The organism is Streptomyces sparsogenes, from assembly GCF_001704635.1.
Classification (GTDB): domain Bacteria; phylum Actinomycetota; class Actinomycetes; order Streptomycetales; family Streptomycetaceae; genus Streptomyces; species Streptomyces sparsogenes.
The window spans coordinates 17,875-43,145 of sequence record NZ_MAXF01000028.1 but is presented as its reverse complement, the minus strand read 5'-3'; the positions used below and the strand labels follow the sequence as shown (position 1 = coordinate 43,145).

20 protein-coding genes and 2 tRNA genes are annotated in these 25,271 nt (G+C 73.3%); 16 read left to right on the top strand and 6 right to left on the bottom strand.

Annotated elements, in window-relative coordinates:
- Positions 1-69: 69 nt before the first annotated feature.
- Positions 70-142 (top strand) — tRNA-Ala (locus BBH68_RS05540).
- 31 nt (positions 143-173) lie between these two features.
- Here the strand turns inward: BBH68_RS05540 and BBH68_RS05535 are convergent.
- On the bottom strand, positions 174-1,112 hold the full coding sequence (locus tag BBH68_RS05535; protein WP_079150823.1) for a helix-turn-helix transcriptional regulator: 939 nt from the start codon (positions 1,110-1,112) through the stop codon (positions 174-176).
- 148 nt (positions 1,113-1,260) lie between these two features.
- On the opposite strand from BBH68_RS05535, the gene BBH68_RS05530 reads away from it, so the two are divergent.
- The 6 genes from BBH68_RS05530 (at position 1,261) to BBH68_RS05505 (ending at position 8,484) form a co-directional block, all read left to right on the top strand.
- Entirely contained in the window at positions 1,261-2,790 is a 1,530-nt protein-coding gene (locus BBH68_RS05530) for an MFS transporter (RefSeq protein ID WP_065959280.1), read from the top strand.
- 200 nt (positions 2,791-2,990) lie between these two features.
- Positions 2,991-3,224 (top strand): hypothetical protein, encoded by a 234-nt coding sequence (locus BBH68_RS05525; RefSeq protein ID WP_065959277.1) that lies wholly within the window; start codon positions 2,991-2,993, stop codon positions 3,222-3,224.
- A gap of 121 nt (positions 3,225-3,345) precedes the next feature.
- A tRNA-Ala gene (locus BBH68_RS05520) sits at positions 3,346-3,418 on the top strand.
- 320 nt (positions 3,419-3,738) lie between these two features.
- Positions 3,739-6,612 (top strand): leucine--tRNA ligase, encoded by a 2,874-nt coding sequence (leuS, locus tag BBH68_RS05515; RefSeq protein ID WP_065959276.1) that lies wholly within the window; start codon positions 3,739-3,741, stop codon positions 6,610-6,612.
- A gap of 164 nt (positions 6,613-6,776) precedes the next feature.
- Positions 6,777-7,583 (top strand): hypothetical protein, encoded by an 807-nt coding sequence (locus BBH68_RS05510; protein WP_065959273.1) that lies wholly within the window; start codon positions 6,777-6,779, stop codon positions 7,581-7,583.
- A gap of 55 nt (positions 7,584-7,638) precedes the next feature.
- Entirely contained in the window at positions 7,639-8,484 is an 846-nt protein-coding gene (locus BBH68_RS05505) for a DegV family protein (protein ID WP_065959271.1), read from the top strand.
- 194 nt (positions 8,485-8,678) lie between these two features.
- On the opposite strand, the gene BBH68_RS41375 is transcribed toward BBH68_RS05505, so the two are convergent.
- Positions 8,679-8,885 (bottom strand): hypothetical protein, encoded by a 207-nt coding sequence (locus tag BBH68_RS41375; protein WP_141712954.1) that lies wholly within the window; start codon positions 8,883-8,885, stop codon positions 8,679-8,681.
- A 360-nt stretch (positions 8,886-9,245) separates the two neighbouring features.
- Here BBH68_RS41375 and BBH68_RS05500 point away from each other — a divergent pair, with 360 nt between their 5' ends.
- The 4 genes from BBH68_RS05500 to BBH68_RS05485 all read left to right on the top strand — a co-directional run bounded on the left by BBH68_RS05500 (position 9,246) and on the right by BBH68_RS05485 (position 13,504).
- Positions 9,246-10,109, top strand: a complete 864-nt coding sequence (locus BBH68_RS05500; RefSeq protein ID WP_342673116.1) for a ComEA family DNA-binding protein — start codon at positions 9,246-9,248, stop codon at positions 10,107-10,109.
- Positions 10,106-12,739 carry a ComEC/Rec2 family competence protein gene (locus tag BBH68_RS05495; protein WP_065959269.1) on the top strand — a complete coding sequence of 878 codons (2,634 nt, stop codon included), beginning with the start codon at positions 10,106-10,108 and terminating at the stop codon, positions 12,737-12,739. The genes BBH68_RS05500 and BBH68_RS05495 overlap by 4 nt, the downstream gene beginning before the upstream one ends.
- Before the next feature lie 148 nt (positions 12,740-12,887).
- On the top strand, positions 12,888-13,193 hold the full coding sequence (locus BBH68_RS05490; RefSeq protein ID WP_245737908.1) for a type II toxin-antitoxin system RelE/ParE family toxin: 306 nt from the start codon (positions 12,888-12,890) through the stop codon (positions 13,191-13,193).
- Complete coding sequence (locus BBH68_RS05485) at positions 13,190-13,504, top strand: helix-turn-helix domain-containing protein (protein ID WP_065959268.1); 315 nt, start codon at positions 13,190-13,192, stop codon at positions 13,502-13,504. The genes BBH68_RS05490 and BBH68_RS05485 overlap by 4 nt, the downstream gene beginning before the upstream one ends.
- A gap of 17 nt (positions 13,505-13,521) precedes the next feature.
- Here the strand turns inward: BBH68_RS05485 and BBH68_RS05480 are convergent, their stop codons facing one another.
- Positions 13,522-13,800 (bottom strand): hypothetical protein, encoded by a 279-nt coding sequence (locus tag BBH68_RS05480; RefSeq protein WP_065959266.1) that lies wholly within the window; start codon positions 13,798-13,800, stop codon positions 13,522-13,524.
- A 44-nt stretch (positions 13,801-13,844) separates the two neighbouring features.
- On the opposite strand from BBH68_RS05480, the gene holA reads away from it, so the two are divergent.
- Complete coding sequence (holA, locus tag BBH68_RS05475) at positions 13,845-14,831, top strand: DNA polymerase III subunit delta (protein WP_065959265.1); 987 nt, start codon at positions 13,845-13,847, stop codon at positions 14,829-14,831.
- Positions 14,832-14,932: 101 nt separating this feature from the next.
- Here the strand turns inward: holA and BBH68_RS05470 are convergent, their stop codons facing one another.
- A complete protein-coding gene (locus BBH68_RS05470; protein WP_245737907.1) occupies positions 14,933-15,886 on the bottom strand; it encodes a hypothetical protein in 954 nt (317 codons plus the stop codon).
- Positions 15,887-16,107: 221 nt separating this feature from the next.
- On the bottom strand, positions 16,108-16,374 hold the full coding sequence (gene rpsT / locus BBH68_RS05465) for a 30S ribosomal protein S20 (protein WP_065959264.1): 267 nt from the start codon (positions 16,372-16,374) through the stop codon (positions 16,108-16,110).
- Between the two features lie 284 nt (positions 16,375-16,658).
- Here rpsT and lepA point away from each other — a divergent pair, with 284 nt between their 5' ends.
- The 4 genes from lepA (at position 16,659) to hemW (ending at position 24,331) form a co-directional block, all read left to right on the top strand.
- On the top strand, positions 16,659-18,542 hold the full coding sequence (lepA, locus tag BBH68_RS05460; protein WP_065959263.1) for a translation elongation factor 4: 1,884 nt from the start codon (positions 16,659-16,661) through the stop codon (positions 18,540-18,542).
- A gap of 249 nt (positions 18,543-18,791) precedes the next feature.
- Positions 18,792-20,681 (top strand): AMP-dependent synthetase/ligase, encoded by a 1,890-nt coding sequence (locus BBH68_RS05455; RefSeq protein ID WP_065959261.1) that lies wholly within the window; start codon positions 18,792-18,794, stop codon positions 20,679-20,681.
- A 295-nt stretch (positions 20,682-20,976) separates the two neighbouring features.
- Positions 20,977-22,986, top strand: coding sequence for a SpoIIE family protein phosphatase (locus BBH68_RS05450; RefSeq protein WP_425428777.1), 2,010 nt, complete (start codon positions 20,977-20,979; stop codon positions 22,984-22,986).
- 112 nt (positions 22,987-23,098) lie between these two features.
- Entirely contained in the window at positions 23,099-24,331 is a 1,233-nt protein-coding gene (gene hemW, locus BBH68_RS05445; protein WP_065959260.1) for a radical SAM family heme chaperone HemW, read from the top strand.
- 87 nt (positions 24,332-24,418) lie between these two features.
- On the opposite strand, the gene BBH68_RS05440 is transcribed toward hemW, so the two are convergent.
- Entirely contained in the window at positions 24,419-25,249 is an 831-nt protein-coding gene (locus BBH68_RS05440) for a DUF3097 domain-containing protein (protein WP_065959258.1), read from the bottom strand.
- Positions 25,250-25,271 lie beyond the last annotated feature (22 nt).

Below are 25,271 nucleotides of genomic sequence, written 5' to 3'. Positions count from 1 at the left end.
GATTTCCTTTTCCGGCAGGTCACAGGCTAAGCTTCATCTCGTTCCAAGCGCTCCGGCGCGACGGAGCACGGGGCTATAGCTCAGTTGGTAGAGCGCCTGCATGGCATGCAGGAGGTCAGGAGTTCAATTCTCCTTAGCTCCACAGAAGTCGAGTCACACCGATCCCGCTTCTCTCACAGGGAGGCGGGATCTTTCGTGTCCGCGTCCATGACCGCCGCCCGCTCCGCCAGGATCTCGGAGACCCGACGGGCGTGGCGGGGGCAGCCGATCAGCGGGTCGTCGATCGTGCGCAGCCGGGCCAGGAGGGCGTGGCTCTGCTCGTCGCTCGGGGTGTAGACCACGACACGGCTCTCCGGGGCCCCCTGGATCACCAGGGAGGTCGAGATCAGCCGCAGCTCGCCGACCGAGGCATGGCGGACGACCTTGATCCGCGAGCCGGGCGGGGCGACGTCTCCGCTGTGCCACATCCGGCCGAATTCCTCGCTGGCGCCCAGCAGCCGGTGGATGAACCCCTCCCAGGCGGGCTCGCCCACATGGCGGCCGTATCCGCCGCGCAGCGTCGCCACCATGAGCGGCAGCTCATGGGCCCGGTTGATGAACATGGAACAGCAATCGGGGTGGCTGAACAGCTGCCACAGCGCGTTCCGCTCGGAGCGGGGGGCTACCGCGAGGGACGGGAAGAGGGCCCGGTACGCGGCGTTCAGCGCCAGCATGTCGTACCGCGCGTTGTAGACCACCGCCGGGAGCGGGTCCAGGCCGTCGATGATGCCCTGCACCTCGGGGCTGACCGTCTGCGCCTCGGCCGCCGGGCCGGGGACGTACGGCACCTCGGCGAGGTGGTACAGGTGCTCGCGCTCGGCCTGGTCCAGGCGCAGGGTGCGGGCCACCGCGTCGAGCACCTGCGCGCTGGCGTTGATCGGGCGGCCCTGCTCCAGCCAGGTGTACCAGGTCACGCCGACCCCGGAGAGCTGGGCGACCTCCTCCCGGCGCAGCCCCGGGGTGCGGCGGCGCAGGCCCGGGGCCATGCCCACGTCGGCGGGCGTGACCCGGGCGCGGCGGGTGCGCAGGAAGGCGGCCAGCTCGGGCCGCCGGCGCTGGGTCTTCGCTGTCATCGTCGTCTCCCCCACAGTCCCTCCGGCCATGCCCTCGGCCACGCTCCCGACCATGCTCCCCGCCGCCGGGGAAGGCTGCCAGGTGCTGCCAGTACCAGCATCGGCGGGCTCTCGTTACCCGTACCGGCCCGGCCCCAGGCTCGCTTCCATGACACCTACCACCCCGACCGGCTCGACCATCCCGACCGGCTCCGCGCCGTCCGGCGCCGTCGACGACGCCGGTGGATCCAGTAGAAGCGATGCCACTGACAACCGGGCCCGCCGCGCGGCCGGCCCCGGCCGGCTGCTCGCGATCGTCCTGACCGGGCAGCTCATGGCGGTCCTCGACGTCTTCATCGTCAATGTCGCCGTGCCGACCCTCCGCACCGATCTGCACGCCTCGGGCGCCGGGATGCAGCTGGTCGTCGCGGGCTACACGATCTCCTACGCCGTGCTGCTGATCATCGGCGCCCGTCTCGGCGCCCTGATCGGTCACCGGCAGGCGTTCCTCGCCGGCCTCGCGGCCTTCACCGCCGCCTCGCTCGCCTGCGGGCTGGCCCCCGGGACCGGCGCGCTGATCGCCTTCCGGTTCGTCCAGGGCGCGGGTGCGGCGGTGATGATGCCGCAGGTGCTCAGCCTCATCCAGCGCGCCTTCACGGGTGCGCCGCGGGCCCGGGCCCTCGGCGCCTACTCCGCGGTGCTGGCCTCCGGCGCCGCCCTCGGGCAGATCCTGGGCGGGGTGCTGGTGCAGGCGGATCTGTTCGGGACCGGCTGGCGGCCGGTCTTCCTGGTGAATGTGCCGATCGGGCTGGTGCTGCTGGTCCTGGGGCCGCGCGGGCTGCGCGGCGCCGAGGAGGGGCGCCCGGGCGCCGCGGGCGGCGGGGCGGCGGGGCGGTACGGGTCCCTGGACCTGGCCGGACTGCTGCTGCTCGCGGGGGCGGTGCTGCTGTTCACCGTGCCGATGGTGCTGGGGCAGGAGCGGGGCTGGCCGCTGTGGGGCTGGCTCATGCTGGGCCTGGCCGCGGTGCTGGCGGCGGCCTTCGCGGCGTACGAGTCCCGGCTGGCCCGGCGCGGCGGGGCGCCGCTGATCTCGCCGCGGGTGGTGGGGGCGCCTGGCATGCCGCTGGCGGTCGTGCGGATCCTCCTGTCGATGGCGGCCAACGGGGGCTTCCTGTTCGTGCTGACGCTGCACATGCAGGGCGCGCTCGGCTACAACGCCCTGCGGGCCGGCTTGACCTTCGCACCCACCTGCGCGGCGTTCGGCCTGGTCGGCCTCAACTGGCGGCGTCTGCCGACCCGCTGGCACCCCGTCACCAGCGCGGCCGGATTTCTGCTGGCGGCGGTCTCGTTCGCCGGGGTCGGGCTCGTGCTGCGGGACGGATCCGACGGCGGCGCCTGGCTGTTCGTATGCCTGCTGGGAGTCGGGGCGGGGCTCTCGCTGGCCTACAGCCCCGTGCTGACCCGGACGTTGGCGACCGTCAAGCCGCAGGACGCGGCGGACGCCAGCGGGGTGCTGGTGACATCGCTTCAACTCGGCCTGCTGACCGGCGTGGCGGTCTTCGGCGCCGTCTTCCTGGGCCGCACGACGGGCGCGGGGGCCTCGGCGGACGCCCTGTGGGTGACCTGCCTGGCGCTGACGGGCACGGCGCTGTGCGGAGCGATCGCGGGTCTGGTGAGGCGTGTGAGGTATCTCCGCTGACCTGGGCGCCCTCCCGTGGCAGAATCGGCGGCCGGAGGGGATGGGGCGACGAGTCCGAAGGGGAGGGGCCGGTGGGAACGCGGACCAGCATCCTGCGATGTCCGTCCTGCGGCTCCGGCGAGGTGGCCCAAGTCCTCGGTGACAACGGCGGTGTTTCCTATGTGTGTACGGCCTGCGGCCACAGCTGGAGCTGAGTGAGATTGGGAGCGCACAGCCGGAAGTGCGACTGGTGTGGCAGCGGTACGCCGATCGTGCGCGACATGGAGCCGCTCAACCCCGACTACCAGTACTGGTGTGTGGAGTGCGCGCGGGCGCTGATCATCAAGGGCGACCCGATCGAGACCTACCGGGAGCTCGAGGGGGAGCCGATCTACGGACGGCTCCTCGACGAGCACTGCACCCTGAAGCGTTTCTACTCGTTCGCGACGGCGTAAGGGTTCTCCGCGACGGCCCAACGGGGCCGCGCGCGGGGGCGGGGAAACCGATTTGGCAGAAGGCCGGGCGGTCCGTGTAATGTAGGCGATGCCGCCGGGGGAACCGGGCGGAGCAAGACCTGGGGCTATAGCTCAGTTGGTAGAGCGCTTGCATGGCATGCAAGAGGTCAGGAGTTCAATTCTCCTTAGCTCCACAGTGTGAGTGGGCGGGTCGTCCGATGAGGACGGCCCGCCCCTCGTCGTCTGTCCGGAGACCGCTCCCATGGCTCCGGGGTCCCGGCCCCGCGGCCGCCACCTTCGTGCGGGCCGCCTGTGCCCTGCGGTAACCTGACTCCATGCGTGCCGTACGCCTTCTGCTTAGCGGGCCGCGCTGATCAGTCCCGGCCGATGATCCACCCGGTCGGAATCGGCGCGGCGTCCCCTCCTGTGCGAGGGGTCTTTTTGTTTCAGACGCGGCTGCGACAAGAGTCGCCCGGTACCGCAGGCAGAGACGACCGATGGAGCTTTGAGGACCATGAGCGAGACCAATGCCGCCGAGGCGGCCGCGCCGCACCGCTACACCGCCGCGCTGGCCGCCGAGATCGAGGCCCGCTGGCAGGACTTCTGGGACGCGAACGGCACGTATGACGCGGCCAACCCGAGCGGTGAGCTGGCCGGCGCCCCGGAGATCGTGGCGCGACCCAAGAAGTTCGTCATGGACATGTTCCCGTACCCCTCGGGCGCGGGTCTGCACGTCGGCCACCCCCTGGGCTACATCGCCACCGACGTCTACGCCCGCTTCCACCGCATGACGGGCCACAACGTCCTGCACACCCTGGGCTTCGACGCCTTCGGCCTGCCCGCCGAGCAGTACGCGGTGCAGACCGGCACCCACCCCCGGGTGAGCACCGAGGCCAACATGGAGAACATGCGGCGCCAGCTGCGCCGCCTGGGCCTGGGCCACGACCCGCGCCGCTCCTTCGCGACGATCGACCCGGACTACTACAAGTGGACCCAGTGGATCTTCCTGCAGATCTTCAACTCCTGGTACGACGAGCAGGCCCAGAAGGCGCGCCCCATCGCCGAGCTGGTCGAGCAGCTCGCCTCCGGTGAGCGCCCGACCCCGGACGGCCGCCCCTGGGAAGCGCTGACCGCCGCCGAGCGGGCCGACGTACTGGGCGGCTACCGCCTGGCGTACGCCTCCGACGCGCCCGTCAACTGGTGTCCGGGCCTGGGCACCGTGCTGGCCAACGAGGAGGTCACCGCCGAGGGACGCTCCGAGCGTGGCAACTTCCCGGTCTTCAAGGCCAACCTGCGGCAGTGGAACATGCGGATCACCGCCTACGCGGACCGGCTGCTGGCGGACCTGGAGCCGCTGGACTGGCCGGAGGCCATCAAGCTGCAGCAGCGCAACTGGATCGGGCGGAGCGAGGGCGCCCGGGTGGACTTCCCCGTGGCGGACCACCCCGACGCCAAGATCACGATCTTCACCACCCGCCAGGACACCCTGTTCGGCGCCACCTACATGGTGCTGGCTCCCGAGCACGACCTGGTGGACGCCATCGTCCCGGCCGCCTGGCCCGAGGGCGCCCACGAGGTGTGGACCGGCGGCCACGCCACCCCCGCGGAGGCCGTCGCCGCGTACCGCAAGCAGGCCGCCGCCAAGTCGGACGTGGAGCGGCAGGCCGAGGTCAAGGACAAGACCGGCGTCTTCACGGGCGCCTTCGCGATCAACCCGGTCAGCGGCGAGCGGGTGCCGGTCTTCATCGCCGACTACGTGCTGATGGGCTACGGCACCGGCGCGATCATGGCCGTCCCCGCCCACGACACCCGCGACTTCGCCTTCGCCCGGGCCTTCGAGCTGCCGATGCGCTGCGTCGTCGAACCGTCGGACGACCGCGGCACCGACCCCTCGACCTGGGACGACGCCTTCAGCTCGTACGACGCCAAGATCATCAACTCGACGGGCGAGGGGATCTCGCTGGACGGTCTGGGCGTCGCCGAGGCCAAGACCCGGATGGCCGAGTGGCTGGCCGCCCGCGGCATCGGCGAGGGCACCGTCAACTTCCGGCTGCGCGACTGGCTGTTCAGCCGCCAGCGCTACTGGGGCGAGCCCTTCCCGATCGTCTACGACGAGGACGGCGTGGCCCATCCGCTGCCCGAGTCGATGCTGCCGCTGGAGCTGCCCGAGGTCGAGGACTACTCGCCGCGCACCTTCGACCCCGACGACGCCGACACCTCCCCGGAGACCCCGCTGTCCCGGAACGAGGACTGGGTCAACGTGGTGCTGGACCTGGGGGACGGCGCCGGCCCCAAGCGGTACCGCCGCGAGACCAACACCATGCCCAACTGGGCCGGCTCCTGCTGGTACGAGCTGCGCTACCTGGACCCGCACAACGCCGAGCGGCTGGTCGACCCCGACATCGAGCGGTACTGGATGGGGCCGCGCGACGGACAGCCGACCGGCGGCGTCGACCTGTACGTCGGCGGCGCCGAGCACGCCGTGCTGCACCTGCTGTACGCGCGCTTCTGGTCCAAGGTGCTGTACGACCTGGGGCACATCTCCTCGGCCGAGCCGTTCCACAAGCTGTACAACCAGGGCATGATCCAGGCCTATGTCTACCGGGACAAGCGCGGCATCGCGGTCCCGGCGGCGGAGGTCGAGGAGCGCGACGGCGCCTACTGCTACCAGGGCGAGAAGGTCAGCCGCCTGCTGGGCAAGATGGGCAAGTCCCTGAAGAACGCCGTCACCCCGGACGAGATCTGCGCCGAGTACGGGGCCGACACGCTGCGCCTGTACGAGATGGCCATGGGGCCGCTGGACGTGTCGCGGCCGTGGGACACCCGCGCGGTGGTCGGCCAGTACCGGCTGCTGCAGCGGCTGTGGCGCAACGTGGTGGACGAGGCCACCGGCGAGGTCACCGTCGTGGACGCCGAGCCGGACGAGGCGACGCTGCGCGCCATGCACAAGGCGATCGACGGCGTCCGCCAGGACATGGTGAACCTGCGCTTCAACACCGCCATCGCCAAGATCACCGAGCTGAACAACCACGTCACCAAGGCGCCCGAGGTGCCCCGCCAGGTCGCCGAGGCCCTGGTGCTGCTGGTCGCGCCGCTGGCCCCGCACATCGCCGAGGAGCTGTGGCGCAAGCTGGGCCACGACACCACGGTCGTCCACGAGCCCTTCCCGGTCGCCGACCCGGCGTACGTCGTGGACGAGACCGTGACCTGTGTGGTGCAGGTCAAGGGCAAGGTCAAGGCGCGCCTGGAGGTCTCGCCCTCGGTCTCCGGGGAGGAGCTGGAGAAGCTGGCGCTGGGCGACCCGGCGGTGGTGGCGGCGCTGGGCGGCGCGGACATCCGCAAGGTGATCGTGCGGGCACCGAAGCTGGTCAACATCGTCCCCGCGTGATCGTCCGCTGACCGTTTGGTGCGGAAGGGCGGGTCGGGGGTTCGTCGGGAACCCCCGGCCCGCCCCTTCCGTTTACGGTGGGAGGACGAGTCCGGTGCCATCGGTCGGCGCAGCCGCCCGGTGTCGCCCGGTGCCGCCCGGCCCACCGCCGCGAAGGAGCGCGCATGGAAGCCCTTGTCTGGACCCTGCTGCTTCTCTTCCTGGTCCTCGTCTCGGCCGGGGTCTATGTGAGCGTGCGGGCGGTCAAGGCGGCCAAGCGCGGCATCGACCGCACGGTCGGCCAGGCCCGCCGCACCGTGGAGGACACCCGCCTGCGGGCCATGCGGCTCGCGCGGCCCGGCCCGGCCGGCGAGCTCGCCGAGCTGCGCCTGTCGCTGCGCGCCTCGCTGCGGGCGACCGACGAGGCGCTGCGCGCGGGGGCGCCGCAAGACGCCTCGCTGTCCGAGGCGTTGGCCCTGTTCGACCGGCTCAGCGCCCATGGCCGCGAGCTGGACGAGGAGCTGAAGCGGCTGGAGCAGGAGCCCACCAAGCCCCGCCTGGAGTCCCGGCTGCCCGAGCTGCGGGAGCGCGCCGAGCGCATCACGCGCTCCGCCGACTCGCTGCGCTGGGCGGCACATGACCGGGCGCAGCGGTTCGCCCGGGACGACCTGGACGAGCTGGACCGGGAGATCGCGTTCGAGGCGAGCGCGCTGCGGCACTGGGCGCCGGGCCCGGAGCCGGCGGCGGCGTCCGGGGCCTCGGGGGTCCCCGGGGCTTCATCGGCTTCGGAGGGTGCGGCCGGTTCCGGGGGTGCGGCTCATCCCGGCCCTGAGGCCGGGCCCGCGGCGGCCGACGGACCACCGAGGTCGATCACCGGCCCCGCCCCCACGGTCGGGACGGACCGCTGGTGGCAGAAGGGGACGTCAGCGGCCGACGCTCCGGAGACAGCGGCGGCCGACACCCCGGGCGCGCGCCGCGAGAACACGACCTGATCATCCGGCGGGGTCGCGCTGTCGGCCCGGGCCGTCCCCCGATAACCTCCCAGTCATGTCCCGCCATGTCGCGATCGTGACCGATTCCACGGCGTACCTTCCGCAGGAGGCCATGGAGCGGCACCGCATCGTCGCTGTGCCGTTGACGGTGGTGCTCGGAGACCGGGCCCTCGAGGAGGGGACCGAGATCTCGGCCCGGTCCCTCGCGCAGGCGTTGCAGAAGCGCAGACCGGTGACCACGTCCCGGCCCAGCCCGGGGATGTTCGCGGCCGCCTACCGGGCCGCCGCCGAGGCGGGCGCGACCGGCATCGTCTCCCTCCACCTGTCGGCCGAGATCTCCGGCACCTACGACGCCGCCGTGCTCGCGGCCCAGGACGCCCCCGTGCCGGTGCGGGTCGTGGACAGCGGCATGGTGGCCATGGCCCTCGGCTTCTGCGCGCTCTCGGCGGCCGAGACCGCCGAGAGCGGCGGCACGCTGGACGAGGCCGTCGCGGCAGCCGAGAAGCGGGCCGAGTCCACGGCCGCCTACTTCTACGTCGACACCCTCGACTACCTGCGCCGCGGCGGCCGCATCGGGGCGGCCCAGGCCCTGCTCGGCTCGGCCCTGGCGGTCAAGCCGCTGCTGCAACTGGACGAGGGCCGGATCGAACTGCGGGAGAAGGTCCGCACCGCGTCCAGGGCCATCGCCCGGCTGGAGGAGATCGTGGTGGAACGGGCGGGCCGGAGCCCCGTGGACATCGCGGTCCAGCACCTCGCCGCGAGCGACCGTGCGACGGCCCTCGCGGAACGGCTGCGCGAGCGGGTCCCCGGGCTGGCGGAGCTGTACGTGAGCGAGGTCGGCGCGGTCATCGGCGCCCACACGGGGCCCGGACTGCTGGGCGCGGTGGTCTCACCGCGGTAGGGGAGCGGCGGCGGGCCGGGCTCGGTGGGGCGGTGGCTCGACGGGGCCGGTTCGGGGACACGTCCGGGTGACCGGGTTATCCACAACCGGTGGGTTATCCCCGGAAATCGGGGCCCGTCGGCGAGATCGGGCGAGGCGGCCTACCGTCAGGACGCATGGGAGCACGATCACGCACAGTAACCACGAGGCCGGCTTCACGCCGCCGCCACGACCGCCGCCCGCCCTCCGGTACGGGGCACCAACTGCGCCGCCGACCGCCCTCCGGTACGGCGCATCAGCTGCGCCGCCGCCTCGGCGCGCGCCCGGCCGCCGCCGCATACCACCGCCAGGCGCGTGCGGCCGCGCTCTTCCCCGCGGCGCCACCCCCACCACCCCCGGAGGCCGCCCCGAATGGCGCTCACCCGCCGGACGGTGCCCCTGGGCGCCCGGACACCCCGTGCGCGGCGCGGGATACGGCACGGGGCGCGGGGCCGACCACGGGACCGGCCCCGGAGCGGGACCCGGTGTCGGCCAAGACGAGCGCCGAGGCCGCCGGCGCAGATGCCGCGGACGGCCTCGGCGCCCCGGATGACCCGGACGCCCCGGACGGCCCGGGCGCACCGAACTCCTCGGCTGCCCCGGGCGACCCCGGAGCCCCGAACGGCCCAGGCACTCCGGAGGGCACCACCCGCACGACCGTGCCACGTCGCGCCCTGAACAGGCCACGCGGCGCTCTGGACACGCCGCGCGGCGGGGCGGCTGTGTCGGGCCGGGAGGCGACCGTGCCGAGCCGTGCTCTGGACACGCCGCGCCGCGAGGCGACGGTGCCGCGCCCGGACCCGGTCCTTCCGCGCCGCGACTCGACCCTCCCACCCCGCGACTCGGCCCTCCCGCGCCGCGACCGGGTGCGGCTCGCGCTCAGGGAGCGGCTGCCGCTGTGGCTTCAGCTCCGCTGTGGCATCGAGCCGCGGACCCTGGCCGCCCTGGCGGTCGCGTTGCTCATCGCGGTGGCCTTCGCCGCGTACCACTTCTGGACCGGCCGACCGCAGACGGTCGCCGCGCCGCCCCCGGAGCCTCCCCGCGCGGCGGCCTCCGAGCGGCCCCCGGCTCCGCCGCCCGGGGCGCGGCCCGCCGCCGGGGCGGCGCCGACGGCCGGTGCCGAGGGCTCGGTCGTGGTTGATGTGTCGGGCAAGGTCCGCGACCCGGGGGTGCACCGGCTGCGCTCCGGATCGAGGGTCGCCGACGCGCTGGAGGCGGCCGGAGGGGTCCGGGCGGGCGCGGACCTCCGCGGGCTGAACCGGGCCCGGGTCCTGACCGACGGCGAGCAGATCGTGGTGGGCGCGCCGCCCGCCCCCAGCGCCGCCGGCGGCGGCCCCGCCGCCCCAGCCGGAGCGGGCGGAGGTACGGGCGGCGGTGCGGGCGGGGGAGCGGGTGGCGCGGGCCCCGCGCCGGTCGGGCCGATCAGCCTGAACTCCGCCACCGCCGAGCAGTTGGACACCCTCCCCGGGGTGGGCCCCGTCCTGGCCCGCCACATCCTCGACTACCGCACTCAGCGCGGCGGCTTCCGCTCCATCGACGAACTCCGCGAGGTGAACGGGATCGGCGAGCGCCGGTTCGCCGACCTCCGCCCCCTGGTACGCCCATGACGCCCCAGCAGGCCGCGCGCCCCCGCGCCCCGGTGCACGCCGAGGCCGCCTCCCCGCGTGGCGCCTCCGCCCCACGTCAGGAGGGCCCGACCGACCTGCGCCTCGTACCCCCCGCCCTCGCGGCCTGGCTCGCGGCCGCGCTCACCCTCGATGCGCCCGGCCGCACGGTGGTCCTGGTCTGCGTGACAGCGTGCCTGGCGGCCGCCGCCCTCCTGTGGACCACCCACCGCTCCCGCGGCGCCCCACCGCCGCCCCACACCGAGCCTCCACCTGCGAACGGCACCCCACCCCGGCGGCCCGGCGCGGCGGGGCGCGGTGGGGCGCGCCGCGCGGGGTGGTGCGGGGTGGCGGGGAGTGTGCTCGCGGCGCTGGTGGCTGGGGTCGTGGCGGCTGCCGTCGCATGGGCGCACGCGGCGGACGTGCGGCGGGGGCCGGTGCCGGCGCTGGCCGGGGCGTACGCCGAGGCCATCGTCGAGCTGACCGTCACGGGCGACCCGCGCCCCACCCGCCCCCGGGTGCGCGGGGCCGCGCTCGCGGACGCGTCCGTGGTGATGGAGGCGGAGGTCACCCGTGTCGCCCCCGACCGTGGTGGCCCGGCGGCCACCACCCGCGCTCCGGTCCTCGTGATCACCTACGCATCGCCCCGGCAGCGGGCCGCCTGGCTCGGGCTGCTGCCCTCCACGCGCCTGCGCGTGCACGGCCGCCTCGCCCCGCCCTCCCACGACGGCGACCGCCTCGCCGCCGTGGTGCGCGTCGTCGACGGCGGGAGTGCGCCGCGGATCCTCGCGGGGCCCAGCGCGGCCCAGCGCGCGGCGGGACGGCTGCGCGCCGGACTGCGCGCGGCGACCGACGGGCTGGCCCCCGACGCGCGGGCCCTGCTCCCGGGACTCGTCGTGGGGGACACCTCACGGGTGCCGCCGGACCTCGACGAGGCGTTCCGCGCCGCGGACATGACGCACCTGCTGGCGGTCAGCGGAAGCAACCTGTCCCTGATCCTGGCCCTGCTGATCGGCCCGCCCCATCTGGCCGCCCGGGTCGAGCGGCGCGGTCTCGCCGCCCGGCTGGGCATCCCGCTGCGGCTGACCGCGCTGCTCGGTGGCGCGCTCACGCTGGGCTTCGTCATCGTCTGCAGACCCGATCCCAGCGTGCTGCGCGCCGCCGCGTGCGGGCTGATCACGCTGCTGGCCATCGCCACCGGCCGGCGCCGGTCCCTCCTGCCCGCCCTGGCCGCCGCCGTGCTCGTGCTGGTCCTCTACGACCCGTGGCTGGCGCGGAGTTATGGGTTCGTGCTGTCCGTGCTGGCCACGGGGGCGCTGCTCACCCTCGCGCCCGGCCTGAGCGCCGCCCTGCGGCGGCGCGGGCTGCCACCCCGGCCGGCCGAGATGCTGGCGGCGGCGGTGGCGGCCCAGGCGGTGTGCGCCCCGGTCGTCGTGCTGCTGTCCGGGCGGGTGAGCCTGGTGGCGATCCCCTGCAACCTGGTCGCCGAGCTCGCGGTCGCCCCCGCCACGGTCCTCGGCTTCGCGGCCCTCGCGGCGGCCCCGCTCGCGTTTCCGGTCGCCGAGTGCCTGGCCTGGCTGGCCGGTTGGCCGGCCCGGTGGATCGCCACCGTGGCGCGCACCGGCGCCGGGCTGCCCGGGGCGGAGACGGCCTGGCCGGGCGGCTGGGCGGGGGGACTGCTGCTGGCCGCCGTCTCGGCGGTGGCCGTGCTCACCGGCGGTCGCCTGCTGAGACACCGGGTGTTGTGCGCGCTCTGTGCGCTGCTCCTGCTGCTCGCGCTCCTCCGCCCGGCCCCGCTGGTCCGTGTCATCACCGGCTGGCCGCCGCCCGGTTGGCGCATGGTGGTCTGCGACGTCGGCCAGGGCGACGCGCTGGTCCTCTCCGCCGGACCCGGCACGGCCGTCGTCGTGGACACCGGGCCGGAGCCGCGCGCCGTGGACCGCTGCCTGCGGGCGCTCGGCGTGGTCCGCGTACCGCTGCTGGTCCTCACCCACTTCCACGCCGACCATGTGGCCGGGCTGAGTGGCGCGGTGCGGGGGCGGGCGGTGGGGGCGATCGAGACGACGGCCCTGCGGGATCCGCCGGAACAGGCCGAGTCCGTGCGCCGCCGGGCCGAGGCGGCACACATCCCGGTGATCACCGCCACGCCGGGGGAGCGCCGCCGGGTCGGCTCCCTGTCCTGGGAGGTCCTCTGGCCCCCGCCCCCGGCCGGGCCCACCGTGCCGGCCGGGCCGGCCGGGCCGACCACACCCTCCACGCCCGTCGCGCCGGGCGTGGAGGGGCCGAACGACGCGAGCGTCACCCTTCTGGTCCGCACGGCGGGACTGACCCTCCTCCTCCTGGGCGATCTCGAACCACCCGCCCAGAGCGCCCTGCTGGCGGCCCACCCCGCGCTGCCCGAGGTGGACGTCCTCAAGGTCGCCCACCACGGCTCCGCCTACCAGGACCCGCGCCTGCTGCGCCGGCTGAGCCCGCGACTGGCCGTGATCAGTTGTGGTGCCGACAACCCCTATGGCCACCCGTCGCCCAGAACCGTCGCCACGCTCCGCGCCCAGGGCGCCGCCGTCCTGCGCACCGACTCCGCCGGCCCGATCGCCATCACCGGCCCGGACCTGAGGGCAGCGGTCACATGACCTGGGTCATCTCACTCGTGCACATGTCCGACCCGGTCTCGATCGGGTGGACCAACCCTCGATCGACCTCTCGGGCACCGACGCCTTCCATAGCGTTAATGCTATGAGGTGGGGTAGTGTCGAACTGGAGCCTGAGGTGGAGTCGTGGTTGGCCTGCCTGGACGACAAGCGCTGGGCGCAGGCCCTCATGCACTTGGATCTGCTTGAGGAACGTGGTGTCCACCTGGGTGAGCCGTACACGCGTCAGCTGGACGGGAAGTTGCGCGAGCTTCGGTTCTACTGTGGCGGCCAGCGGGTCCGGATCACGTATTGGATCGCGCCTGAGCGACGCATCATCATGCTCACGGTCTTTCCCAAGACGCGCATGCGGGAGTTTGCTGAGGTGGAGCGTGCGAGACAGGCCCTCAAGCGCTGCCAGTCGGAAGGCCACACCGTGGATGAGGAGGAGTCGTGACCGCTGAGACCGAGACCAAACGGACCGGCCTCGCGCAGGCGCGTCTGGCACGGGCCTTCACGCCCGAGATCGAAGAGGAGTACGCGGCGGCGCGGCTGCGCTTCGAGCTTGGTGAGACGGTCCGCGAACGGCGGACGGATCTCGGACTGTCGCAGAGTGAGCTGGGGCGGCGAGCGGGGATGACCCAGTCAGCGGTGGCGCGGTTCGAGGGCGGCGGTACCGTCCCCACGATTCCGGTCCTCGACCGACTCGCCCGGGCCCTTGACCTGGACCTGCGCGTCGAGCTCACTCCGCACGCCGATAGCGCGTAACCGCACGGCCGGCGGGGCTACTCGGCCTCCAGCCACCCCTCGTATTCGGAGGCGAACGCGTCCAGTGCCGCCGGGTCCAGCGCCCCGGCCGGGTCCTCCACGACCACCAGCCACTGCGCGTCCTCCGCGTCGTCCTCCCCGGCCAGCGCGTCGCGGACCAGGTGGGGTTCCTCGGGGACGCCGAAGCGCTCGGACAGCGCCTCGGCCACCTCCTCCGCCGCGTCGCGGTCGGGCAGCACCAGGACGTGTCGTACGGGGTCGGGTCGCGCGTCGGTCACCGGATCATTGTCGGGCATCCGGAAAGCCGGGCTGTCGGCGGTCCGTGGGATGCTGGACGGCGATGGCCAGGAAGACGACGACCGACGATCCGCTCGCCCCCGTGACTCTCGCCGTGGGCCAGGAGGACCTGCTGCTCGACCGCGCCGTGCAGCAGGTCGTGGCGGCGGCCCGGGCCGCCGATCCGGACACCGATGTGCGCGACCTCACGCCGGACGCGCTGCAGCCCGGCACGCTGGCCGAGCTGACCAGCCCCTCCCTCTTCGCCGAGCGCAAGGTCGTGGTGGTGCGCAACGCGCAGGACCTCTCGGCGGACACGATCAAGGACGTGAAGGGGTATCTGGGTGCCCCTGCCGAGGAGATCACCCTCGTGCTGCTGCACGCCGGCGGCGCCAAGGGCAAGGGGCTGCTCGACGCGGCCCGCAAGGCGGGCGCGCGGGAGGTCGCCTGTCCCAAGATGACCAAGCCCGCCGACCGGCTGGCCTTTGTGCGCACGGAGTTCCGGGCCATCGGGCGGTCCGCGACGCCGGAGGCCTGCCAGGCGCTCGTCGACGCCATCGGCAGCGATCTGCGTGAGCTGGCGAGCGCCTGCACCCAGCTCACCGCCGATGTCGAGGGCACCATCGACGAGGCCGTCGTCGCCCGCTACTACACGGGCCGCGCCGAGGCGTCCAGCTTCACCGTCGCCGACCGCGCCGTCGAGGGGCGCACCGCCGAGGCCCTGGAGGCACTGCGCTGGGCCATGGCCACGGGCGTGGCGCCGGTGCTGATCACCAGCGCCCTCGCCCAGGGCGTGCGCGCCATCGGCAAGCTCGCCTCCGCGCCGCGCGGCGCGCGCCCCGGCGACCTGGCGCGTGAGCTGGGCATGCCGCCGTGGAAGATCGACCGGGTGCGGCAGCAGATGCGCGGCTGGTCGGCGGACGGCGTGGCGGTGGCGCTGTGCGCGGTGGCCGAGGCGGACGCGGGGGTCAAAGGCGGCGGTGACGACCCGGAGTACGCGCTGGAGAAGGCAGTGGTCACCATCGCCCGCGCCGCCCGCGCGGGCCGCTAGCCCCCGCGCCCTGGCGCGGGCGGCGCGGGATCGCACACAGCCCCCGCCCCGCCCCGGCCCGCCCGGGGCGGACCCCGGGGCGGGGCGGTTCGGTGTCCGCGTTACTTCTGCAGCTTCTCCAGCGTCCCCTTGGCGCTCTCCTTCAGCATCTCCGTGATCTCGGAGTTGCTCTTGACCGGGTGGTCCGAGGAGCTCGACGCGTACTGCGACCACGTCGTCTGGTACGTCATCCAGCCGTCGCGCACGCCGAGGATCACATAGGCGCTGCTGTTGCTGCTGCTCTCGTACTCCTGGGCCACCACATACGCCTCGTCGCCGACGCCGCTGACCTTGGTCACCTTGTAGTGGGTGGAGGAGGTCTTCTGGTTCTTGTACGACATGTACGTCGCCTTGAACTCCGGCGTCGGGTCCGTCTTCCGGTGCAGGTACGCCGTCGTGTAGAGCCAGGCGGAGGAGTAGTCGCTGCTGGAGGACGTGCTCGGCTCATAGTCGACGTTGCACGTCATCGAGTCCATGGCCGGGTCCTTCGAGCTGCTGTGCTGCGGGTTGCTCCCGCTGGTGCTGTCCTTCTCCTTGAAGGAGGCGTTCTCGATGGGGGTGAAGTCGCTGGAGGCGCACAGGTCGCTCGCGTACTGGTAGGTCCCCAGATCGGCTTCCTTCTCGCCGCTCCCGAAGCCGCCGGTCGAGAAGACGACCCCGGCCCACACGGCCGAGGCGACGACCGCCCCGCCCAGGGCCCACAGCCAGCCCTTTCCGCCGCCGCCGCTCGGGCCGCCCGGGCCGGCGGGCGGCATGGGGGGCTGGGCGCCCATCGGGCCGTATCCGCCGCCGGCCGCCGTCTCGGGCGGGGACCAGCCGCCGGAGCCGGCGGGTCCCGGGGGCGGCGCGGTGACAGCGGGCATGGCCGGCATCGTCGGCTGCGCGTACGGATACGGAGACTGCTGCTGCGGGCCCTGGCTGTACGGGTTCGGCTGCGGGGCCGGCACGCCGGGCTGAGGTGGCTGGGGCTGCTGGGGCTGCCCGTACGGGTTGGGAGACTCCCCCGGTATCGACATGACGTGAACATACCCGATTAAAGGCCAAAAGCCCCAGGCTGTCCCGGGGAAAGGACGAGCCTGGGGCTTTCGTTCGAAGCCGAGTGCGCCGCACCCGCGTGGCGAACGCAGGCCGCGTGCGGCGCGGTGCCGCAGTCGAAGCTGCCGGCTGCCGGTCGGAGCGGGTGAGAGGGACCGCTTGTGCCCGTATCCCGGCGGGGTGGGGCGAGGCGCCCCGGAAATCAGCCCTGGAGGCCGGCGATCTGGTGGGCCAGGGCCGACTTCTTGTTGGCGGCGTTGTTCTTGTGGATGACACCCTTGCTGACGGCCTTGTCCAGCTTCCGGGCGGCGACGCGGGCGGCGGCGGTGGCCTTCTCGGCGTCACCGGCGGCCACGGCCTCGCGGGTCCGGCGGATCGCGGTCTTCAGCTCGGACTTGACGGACTTGTTGCGCAGGCGCGCCTTCTCGTTCGTCTTGTTCCGCTTGATCTGGGACTTGATGTTCGCCACGTAAAGAGCCTTCGCAGGTTCGTTGGATTTCGCTGTTTCGTTTCGCATCCGGTGTCGCGCGCGAGAGGGGCACGAGACACAGTCGGCCAGGTTACCAGCAGGCTTCCCGGCCACCCAAACCACGAGCCGGGCCGCCCCGCACCACCACCCCCGGGCGCCCCGAGCCCCGTCCGGCGCGTCCGCCGATGGGGGCCCGGAAGCGTACCGAACCCGGAGGCGGTCGCCAGTCGTGGGACCATGGACTGACTGACAACACCGAGTCCCGCCTAGACACAGGACCCTGCGTGCCCGCGACCCCTACCAATGTGCCGGAGCCGAGCCGTACCGACCCGGCTCTCATCCGTAACTTCTGCATCATCGCGCACATCGACCACGGCAAGTCGACGCTCGCCGACCGGATGCTCCAGCTGACCGGTGTGGTCGAGCAGCGGCAGATGCGCGCGCAGTACCTCGACCGCATGGACATCGAGCGCGAGCGCGGTATCACGATCAAGTCCCAGGCGGTCCGGCTGCCCTGGGCGCCCACCCAGGGTGGGGATCAGGGCGGGGGTGCGGGCGCCACCCACATCCTCAACATGATCGACACCCCGGGCCACGTGGACTTCACCTACGAGGTCTCGCGCTCCCTCGCCGCCTGTGAGGGCTGCATCCTGCTGGTCGACGCGGCCCAGGGCATCGAGGCGCAGACCCTCGCCAACCTCTACCTGGCGCTGGAGAACGACCTCACGATCATCCCGGTCCTCAACAAGATCGACCTCCCGGCCGCCCAGCCCGAGAAGTACGCGGCCGAGCTGGCCCACATCATCGGCTGCGACCCCTCCGACGTGCTCAAGGTCTCGGCCAAGACCGGCGAGGGCGTGGCCGAGCTGCTGAACGAGGTGGTCAGGCTGGTGCCGGCCCCGGTGGGCGTCAAGGACGCCCCCGCCCGGGCGATGATCTTCGACTCGGTCTATGACGCGTACCGGGGCGTCGTGACGTACGTGAAGGTCGTCGACGGCACACTGGGCAAGCGTGAGCGCATCAAGATGATGTCCACCGGCGCCGCCCACGAGCTGCTGGAGATCGGCACCAACTCGCCCGAGATGACCCCGGCCGACGGCCTGTCGGTCGGTGAGGTGGGCTATCTGATCACCGGTGTGAAGGACGTCCGCCAGTCCAAGGTCGGCGACACGATCACCCAGCACAGCAACGGGGCCACCGAGGCGCTGGGCGGCTACAAGGACCCCAAGCCCATGGTCTTCTCCGGGCTGTACCCGCTGGACGGCTCGGACTACCCCGAGCTGCGCGAGGCCCTGGACAAGCTGCAGCTCAACGACGCCGCGCTGGTCTACGAGCCGGAGACCTCGGCCGCCCTGGGCTTCGGCTTCCGCGTCGGCTTCCTCGGCCTGCTCCACCTGGAGGTCATCCGCGAGCGCCTGGAGCGCGAATTCGGACTCGACCTGATCGCCACCGCGCCCAATGTGATCTACCGCGTGGACATGGAGGACGGCTCCGAGCACACGGTCACCAACCCGAGCGAGTTCCCGGTGGGCAAGATCTCGCAGGTCCACGAGCCGGTGGTGCGGGCCACCATCCTGGCCCCGAGCGAGTTCATCGGCGCGATCATGGAGCTCTGCCAGAACCGCCGCGGTGTGATGCTCGGCATGGACTACCTCTCCGAGGACCGGGTCGAGATCCGCTACACCCTCCCGCTCGCCGAGGTCGTCTTCGACTTCTTCGACCAGCTGAAGTCCAAGACCCGGGGCTACGCCTCACTCGACTACGAGCCCACCGGCGAGCAGGCCTCCGACCTGGTCAAGGTCGACATCCTGCTGCACGGCGACAAGGTCGACGCGTTCTCCGCGATCACCCACAAGGACAAGGCGTACGCGTACGGCGTCCGGCTGGTCGCCAAGCTGCGCGAGCTGATCCCGCGGCAGAACTTCGAGGTGCCGATCCAGGCCGCCATCGGCAGCCGGGTCATCGCCCGTGAGACGGTCCGCGCCATCCGCAAGGACGTCCTGGCCAAGTGCTACGGCGGTGACATCTCCCGGAAGCGGAAGCTGCTGGAGAAGCAGAAGGAAGGCAAGAAGCGGATGAAGATGGTCGGCAGCGTGGAGGTCCCGCAGGAGGCCTTCATCGCGGTGCTGTCCTCCGACTCCGAGGGCGACGCGAAGGCGAAGAAGTAGCCGAAGAAGCAGCCGACGCGCCCCGGGGCGGGTCGTGGGTCAGCGGGTCCGGTGCGGGCCCGCTGACTCATTCGTCACTTCCGCCGCACCGCTCCCGACGTTCCGCCGCACCGTTCCCGAAGTTTCGACAAGGTGGCCGAACCCCCCTTACGCGGTAAGGTTCCGCCCCTTACCCTGATCACTGCTCGAAGGTTACTCGCGAGTCAATAAGCACAGAGGCAAGCAATGAGGCGGGCTCCGGAGGATGCCGTGACCGACACACAGACTTTGCTCGAGAACCGCCCGCCGTCCCTGGCGACGCTCTTCCTCCAGCGCGTCGAGGCGACGCCGGACGCCGAGGCCTACCGCTATCCGATCCCACCCGCCTCGGGCGAAGGCCCCGACGACTGGCAGCCCCTGACCTGGCGCGAGACCGCGGACCGGGTCTTCGCCATCGCCGCCGGACTGATCGATCTCGGCGTCCGTCCCGAGGAGCGGGTGGCGCTGGCCTGCTCCACGCGCATCGAGTGGATCCTGACCGACCTCGGGGTGCTGTGCGCGGGCGCGGCGACCACCACGGTCTACCCGAACACCAACGCCGAGGAGACGGCCTTCATCCTCTCCGACTCCGGCAGCCGGGTGCTGATCGCCGAGGACGCCGCGCAGCTCGCCAAGGCGCGGGAGCAGCGCGAGGAGCTTCCCGAGCTGGCCCACGTCGTGGTGATCAAGGACGGGGACGCGACCCCGGCCGAGGGCGACCCCGAGGGCTGGGTGCTCTCGCTCGCCGAGCTGGAGAAGCGCGGCCGGGCCCTCCTCGACGAGCGCCCGAACGTGGTGCGGGAGTGCATGGACGCGCTCCGCTCCGACCAGCTCGCCACCCTCATCTACACCTCCGGGACCACCGGCCGCCCCAAGGGCGTGCGCCTGCCGCACGACACCTGGTCGTACATGGCCATCGTGATCGGCAATCTCGACGGGATCCTCTTCCCCGACGATGTGCAGTACCTGTGGCTGCCGCTGTCGCACGTCTTCGGCAAGGTGCTGACGGCGGGGCAGGTGTACGTCGGGCACACGACGGCCGTGGACGGCCGGCAGGACAAGATCATCGAGAATCTGCCGGTGGTCAGGCCCACGTACATGTGCGCCGTGCCGCGGATCTTCGAGAAGGTCTACAACGGCGTGGCGCAGCGGGCGCGCGCGGGCGGGGCCGCCAAGTACAAGATCTTCCGCTGGGCGGTCGAGGTCGCCCGCGACTACGCCAAGACCTCCCAGGACAACTTCCGCCGCACCGGCACCGCCTCCGTGCCCATGGGCCTGCGGGCCAAGCACGCCGTCGCCGACAAGCTGGTCTATGCCAAGCTGCGCGAGGCGTTCGGCGGGCGGCTGCGGGCCGCGGTGTCCGGCGCGGCCGCGCTCGCGCCCGAGATCGGCTACTTCTTCGCCGGCGCCGGCATCAACATCCTGGAGGGCTACGGGCTCACCGAGACCAGCGGCCCCGGCTTCCTGAACCCGGTGGAGTACCGCACCGGCACGGTGGGCAAGGCGTTCCCGGGCCTGGAGGTGCGGGTGGCCGAGGACGGCGAGATCCTGATGCGCGGCCCGTCCATCATGCAGGGCTACCACGGGCTGCCGGAGCTGACCGAGCAGGTGCTGGAGTCCGACGGCTGGTTCCACACCGGTGACATCGGCGAGCTCTCGCCGGACGGCTACCTCACCATCACCGACCGCAAGAAGGACCTGATCAAAACCTCGGGCGGCAAGTACGTCGCCCCGGCCGAGGTCGAGGGCCAGTTCAAGGCGGTGTGCCCGTTCGTCTCCAACATCCTGGTGCACGGCGCGGACCGCAACTACTGCACCGCGCTGATCTCCCTCGACGAGCCCACGATCATGGACTGGGCGCGGGAGCACGGCCTGGAGGGCAAGTCGTACGCCGAGGTGGTGGCCACCGAGGAGGTGCGGGAGCTGATCGACGGCTATGTGCGGCGGCTCAACGAGGGGCTGCAGCGCTGGCAGACGATCAAGAAGTTCCGGCTGCTGCCGCGGGACATGGACGTCGAGCACGGTGAGCTGACGCCGAGCCTGAAGCTGAAGCGACCGGTAGTCGAGCGGGAATACAAGGACCTGCTGGAGGATATGTACGCCGGCTCGCGGGAAGACTGAGGACTCCTGGCGCGCCGGTCGCCGCGGGCGGCTGTGCCGGGTGGGGCCCATGCGCCGTACGAGGCGTCCCTCCGCACCACCACCCGGGCTCCGGCGCGCTGTTCACCTGATTTTTCCCCTCATCGCGGCTCACTTGCGTAACTCGGCGCATATGAGGGCGGCATGTCTGCCACTCTGTCGGTGTCGGACTACGGCGTTTACGCCGGGACTGCTCAGGAGCCGCACAGTGGGGACGTCTTCTTCTGCCACACCCGCTTCTGTCACCTCCGATCCGGCGCCGGGGGCGGTGCCGGGCGTGGTGCCCCGCCCCCGGCCCGGGTCCGGAGCCGGGCCGGCGCTCGCGGCCGTGCCCGGCGCCGCGCCGGCCGCGCGGGTCGCCGCCGCGCGCACCAGCCTGCCCGGCAACCCCCTGGCGGCCTCCGCCGCGCGCCGCTTCGCCCGCGCGGCCCTCGCCGACTGGAGCGCGCTCGACTTCCCCGCCGTCGGCCGGATCCCCGACCGGGTCGCGGACGAGGTGGTGCTGCTGGTGAGCGAACTGGTCACCAACGCCGTGGTGCACGCCGGGACGGCGGTGGAGGTGAGCTGTGCGCTGGACGTGGTGAGCGGGGAGGGGCCGAGCGGGGACGGGGAAGTGCCCTCCGTGGTCGTCGAGGTGACGGACCACCACCCCACCCGGTTCCTGCGCGGCGAGCCGCACGACGAGGACGATCCGGGGTGCGCGGGACACGGGCTGCGGCTGGTCGCCGAGCTCGCCGAATGCTGGGGCACGGCCTATCGCCGGGCCAGCAAGACGGTGTGGTTCCAGCTGCCCGTCAGCTCCGCCGAGGCGGGTGAGTCCGGCGAGGCGGCTGAGTCCGGGGGGTTTGTCGAGTCCGCCGAGGGCTCCCTCAGGGACGACACGCGGCGGAACGGCGCCCTCAAGGGCGGCGGCGACTGCCTGAACGGCGACTCGCCGGGCGACGACGCGTACGTCGTCGAGCTCCTGGCTCCCGCCCCCGCGCGCGTCGGCGCCCGCGACGCCGACGAGGACTGGACCCGGGCGGGCGCGTTGTCCTTCCTCGCCGACGCGTCCGAGCTGCTGGCCGGGCAGTTCGACGAGGACCTGGTGACCTCGCTGGCCGCCCAGCTGCTCGTACCGCGGTTCGCCGACTGGAGCGCGGTGTGGCTCGACACGGAAGGCGGCCCGCCGCGGCTCGCCATGGTGTGGCACGCGAGCGAGAGCCGGATCGAGACCCTCAGCCGGCTGCTGGAGAAGGAACCGCCGGAGCTGCCCGCCACCGCGCGCGGCCGGGCGGTCCCCTGGCCGTGGCCCAGCGACCCCGCCGCGTACGGGCCCGGCGGCGCCGCCCTCGCCTGCCGGCTGATCGCGGGCGGGCGCGCCGTCGGCACCCTGCTGCTCGGCCGCGCCGGGCTGATGCGGGTGCCGGACGAGGTGGCCGACCTGGTCGAGGACTTCGCCCGCCGGGTCGCGCTGGCGCTGGCCTCCGCCCGGCAGTACACGCGGCAGGCGACGATCAGCCGGGTGCTGCAGCGCGGGCTGCTGCCCTCCCGGCTCGCCAAGATCCCGGGCGTGGAGTCGGCGGTGGTGTACGAGCCGACCGGCGGCACCTCGGCCGGGGGCGACTTCTACGACATCTTCCCGGCGGGCGACGGCCGCTGGGTCTTCGTCCTGGGCGACGTGTGCGGGAACGGGCCGGAGGCGGCCGTGGTGACCGGGCTCGTACGGCCGTGGCTGCGGCTGCTGGCCCGTGAGGGGTACGGCGTGGGCGCGGTCCTGGAGCGGCTCAACCGGATGCTCGGCGAGGAGGCCGTCGAGGCCGCGGTCGAGGGCGCGGCGGAGGCGGTGGCCGCGGGCGTGGGGCTGCCGGTGGGCGGTGGCGTCTCCCGGTTCCTGTCGCTGCTGTACGGGGAGTTGGTGCCGCTCGGCGAGGACGGCGACGGCGGCGTCCGCTGCACCCTCGCCAGCGCCGGGCACCCGCTGCCCCTGGTCGTCCGGCCCGACGGGTCGGTGCGCACCGTGGCCGAGCCGCAGATCCTGCTGGGCGTCGTGGAGGACGTCGCGTACGACTGCGAGACCTTCGAGCTGGCGCCCGGGGAGACGCTGGTGTGCGTGACGGACGGGGTCACGGAGCACAGATCCGGCGCCCGGCAGTTCGACGACGGGAACGGGCTGGCGTCGCTGCTCGGGGACTGCGCGGGACTGGGCGCGAAGGACGTGGCGGAGCGGATCCGGGAGGCGGTGCACGCCTTCGCGGTCGAGCCCCCGGACGACGACCTGGCGATGCTGGTCCTGCGGGCGCGCTAGGACGCGCTAGGACGAGCGCGCTAGGGCGGGGTGGAACGCGGTAGGAGGGGCCGGGGCGTAGGCGTGGCCGGCGGCGGGCCGGGCTCCGGCGCCGATGGCGGACAATGGGGCCATGCCTTCCGTACTGCCCGATGGCGAGCCCATGCCCCAGGACGGCGCGCTGCCCGCGAGCGCCGTGGCCGGGGCGGCCGGCCGGCCGCTCGGGTTCTATCTGCACGTGCCCTACTGCGCGACCCGCTGCGGGTACTGCGACTTCAACACCTACACCGCCACCGAGCTGCGCGGATCCGGCGGTGTGCTCGCCTCGCGCGAGAACTACGCCGAGATGGTCGTCGAGGAGACCCGCCTCGCCCGCAAGGTGCTGGGCGACGACCCCCGGCGGGTCGAGACCGTGTTCGTCGGCGGCGGCACGCCGACCCTGCTGGACGCCGCCGACCTCGGGCGGATGCTCGGCGCCGTCCGGGACGAGTTCGGGCTGGCCGAGGGGGCCGAGGTCACCACGGAGGCCAACCCGGAGTCGGTCGACCCGCGGTATCTGGAGCGGCTGCGGGAGGCCGGGTTCACCCGGGTCTCGTTCGGCATGCAGAGCGCCCGGCAGCATGTGCTGCGGGTCCTGGACCGCACCCACACCCCGGGCCGCCCGGAGCGCTGTGTGGCCGAGGCGCGGGCGGCCGGGTTCGACCATGTGAACCTGGACCTGATCTACGGCACCCCGGGGGAGAGCGACGACGACTGGCGCGCCTCGCTGGACGCCGCCCTGGGCGCCGGGCCCGACCATGTGTCGGCGTACGCGCTGATCGTCGAGGAGGGCACCCAGCTCGCGCGGCGGATCCGGCGCGGCGAGGTGCCGATGACCGACGACGATGTGCACGCCGACCGGTACCTGATCGCGGAGGAGGCGCTGTCGGCGGCCGGATTCCGCTGGTACGAGGTGTCGAACTGGGCCACCTCGGACGCGGGCCGCTGCCGCCACAACGAGCTGTACTGGCGCGGCGCCGACTGGTGGGGCGCGGGCCCCGGCGCGCACAGCCATGTGGGCGGCGTGCGGTGGTGGAACGTGAAGCACCCGGGCGCCTACGCGCAGGCGCTGAGCGAGGGCCGGTCCCCGGGGGCGGGCCGCGAGGTGCTGACCGATGAGGAGCGCCGGGTGGAGCGGATCCTGCTGGAGCTGCGGCTCGCCGAGGGCTGCCCGCTCGACCTGCTGGCCCCGGCGGGCGCCGCGGCGGCGGCCCGGGCCGTGACGGACGGCCTGCTGGAGCCCGAGCCGTACGCCGAGGGCCGGGCGCGGCTCACCCTGCGGGGGCGGCTGCTGGCCGACGCGGTGGTGCGCGACCTCGTCGACTGACGCGGTCGCACGCGGCCGCACGCGGTCGCGCCCGGTCGCACACGGCCGCGCGCGGTCGCTACGGCCGCACACAGCCTCGCGCGGTCGCTACGGCCGGTCCGGGCCGCCCACGGTCACGTGGTCGATCAGCTCCTCCACCCGCCCCAGCAGGGCCGGCTCGAGGTCCTTGTAGGAGCGGACCGAGGACAGGATCCGCTGCCAGGCCGCCCCCGTGTTCGCGGGCCAGCCCAGCGCCCGGCAGACGCCCGTCTTCCAGTCCTGGCCGCGCGGCACCGTGGGCCAGGCGGGGATGCCGACCGAGGAGGGCTTCACGGCCTCCCACACGTCGATGTACGGGTGGCCGACGACCAGGACGTGCTCGTCGGTGACCTCGGCCGCGATCCGGGACTCCTTCGTGCCCGGGACCAGGTGGTCGACCAGCACGCCCAGCCGGGCGTCCGGGCCGGGGGAGAAGTCGCGGACGATCGCCGGAAGGTCGTCGATCCCCTCCAGGTACTCCACGACCACGCCCTCGACGCGCAGGTCGTCGCCCCACACCCGCTCCACCAGCTCCGCGTCGTGGCGCCCCTCGACGTAAATGCGCCCCGCGCGGGCGACGCGCGCGCGGGCCTGCGGGACGGCCAGCGAGCCGGAGGCCGTGCGGCGCGGGGCGGCGGGGGCGGCCGCGCGCGGGCGCACCAGGGTGACGACGCGCCCCTCCAGGAGGAAGCCGCGCGGCTCCATGGGGAAGACCCGGTGCTTGCCGAAACGGTCCTCCAGGGTCACCGTGGGGCCCTGCGCGGTCTTCTCGCAGCGGATCACCGCACCGCAGAACCCCGTGGTGACCTCCTCGACCACCAGATCGGGTTCGGCGGGCACCTCGGGCGCGGGCGCCTGGCGCTTCCAGGGCGGGGTCAGGTCCGGGTCGTACTGTCGCACCCGAATGACCCTAGCGCCGGCG

Bases quoted from the DNA above. Each gene is read 5' to 3' on its own strand.
- BBH68_RS05535 (WP_079150823.1), bottom strand. From the start codon at position 1,112: ATGACAGCGAAGACCCAGCGCCGGCGGCCCGAGCTGGCCGCCTTCCTG.
- BBH68_RS05530 (WP_065959280.1), top strand. From the start codon at position 1,261: ATGACACCTACCACCCCGACCGGCTCGACCATCCCGACCGGCTCCGCG.
- leuS (WP_065959276.1), top strand. From the start codon at position 3,739: ATGAGCGAGACCAATGCCGCCGAGGCGGCCGCGCCGCACCGCTACACC.
- BBH68_RS05510 (WP_065959273.1), top strand. From the start codon at position 6,777: ATGGAAGCCCTTGTCTGGACCCTGCTGCTTCTCTTCCTGGTCCTCGTC.
- BBH68_RS05505 (WP_065959271.1), top strand. From the start codon at position 7,639: ATGTCCCGCCATGTCGCGATCGTGACCGATTCCACGGCGTACCTTCCG.
- BBH68_RS05495 (WP_065959269.1), top strand. From the start codon at position 10,106: ATGACGCCCCAGCAGGCCGCGCGCCCCCGCGCCCCGGTGCACGCCGAG.
- BBH68_RS05480 (WP_065959266.1), bottom strand. From the start codon at position 13,800: ATGCCCGACAATGATCCGGTGACCGACGCGCGACCCGACCCCGTACGA.
- holA (WP_065959265.1), top strand. From the start codon at position 13,845: ATGGCCAGGAAGACGACGACCGACGATCCGCTCGCCCCCGTGACTCTC.
- BBH68_RS05470 (WP_245737907.1), bottom strand. From the start codon at position 15,886: ATGTCGATACCGGGGGAGTCTCCCAACCCGTACGGGCAGCCCCAGCAG.
- hemW (WP_065959260.1), top strand. From the start codon at position 23,099: ATGCCTTCCGTACTGCCCGATGGCGAGCCCATGCCCCAGGACGGCGCG.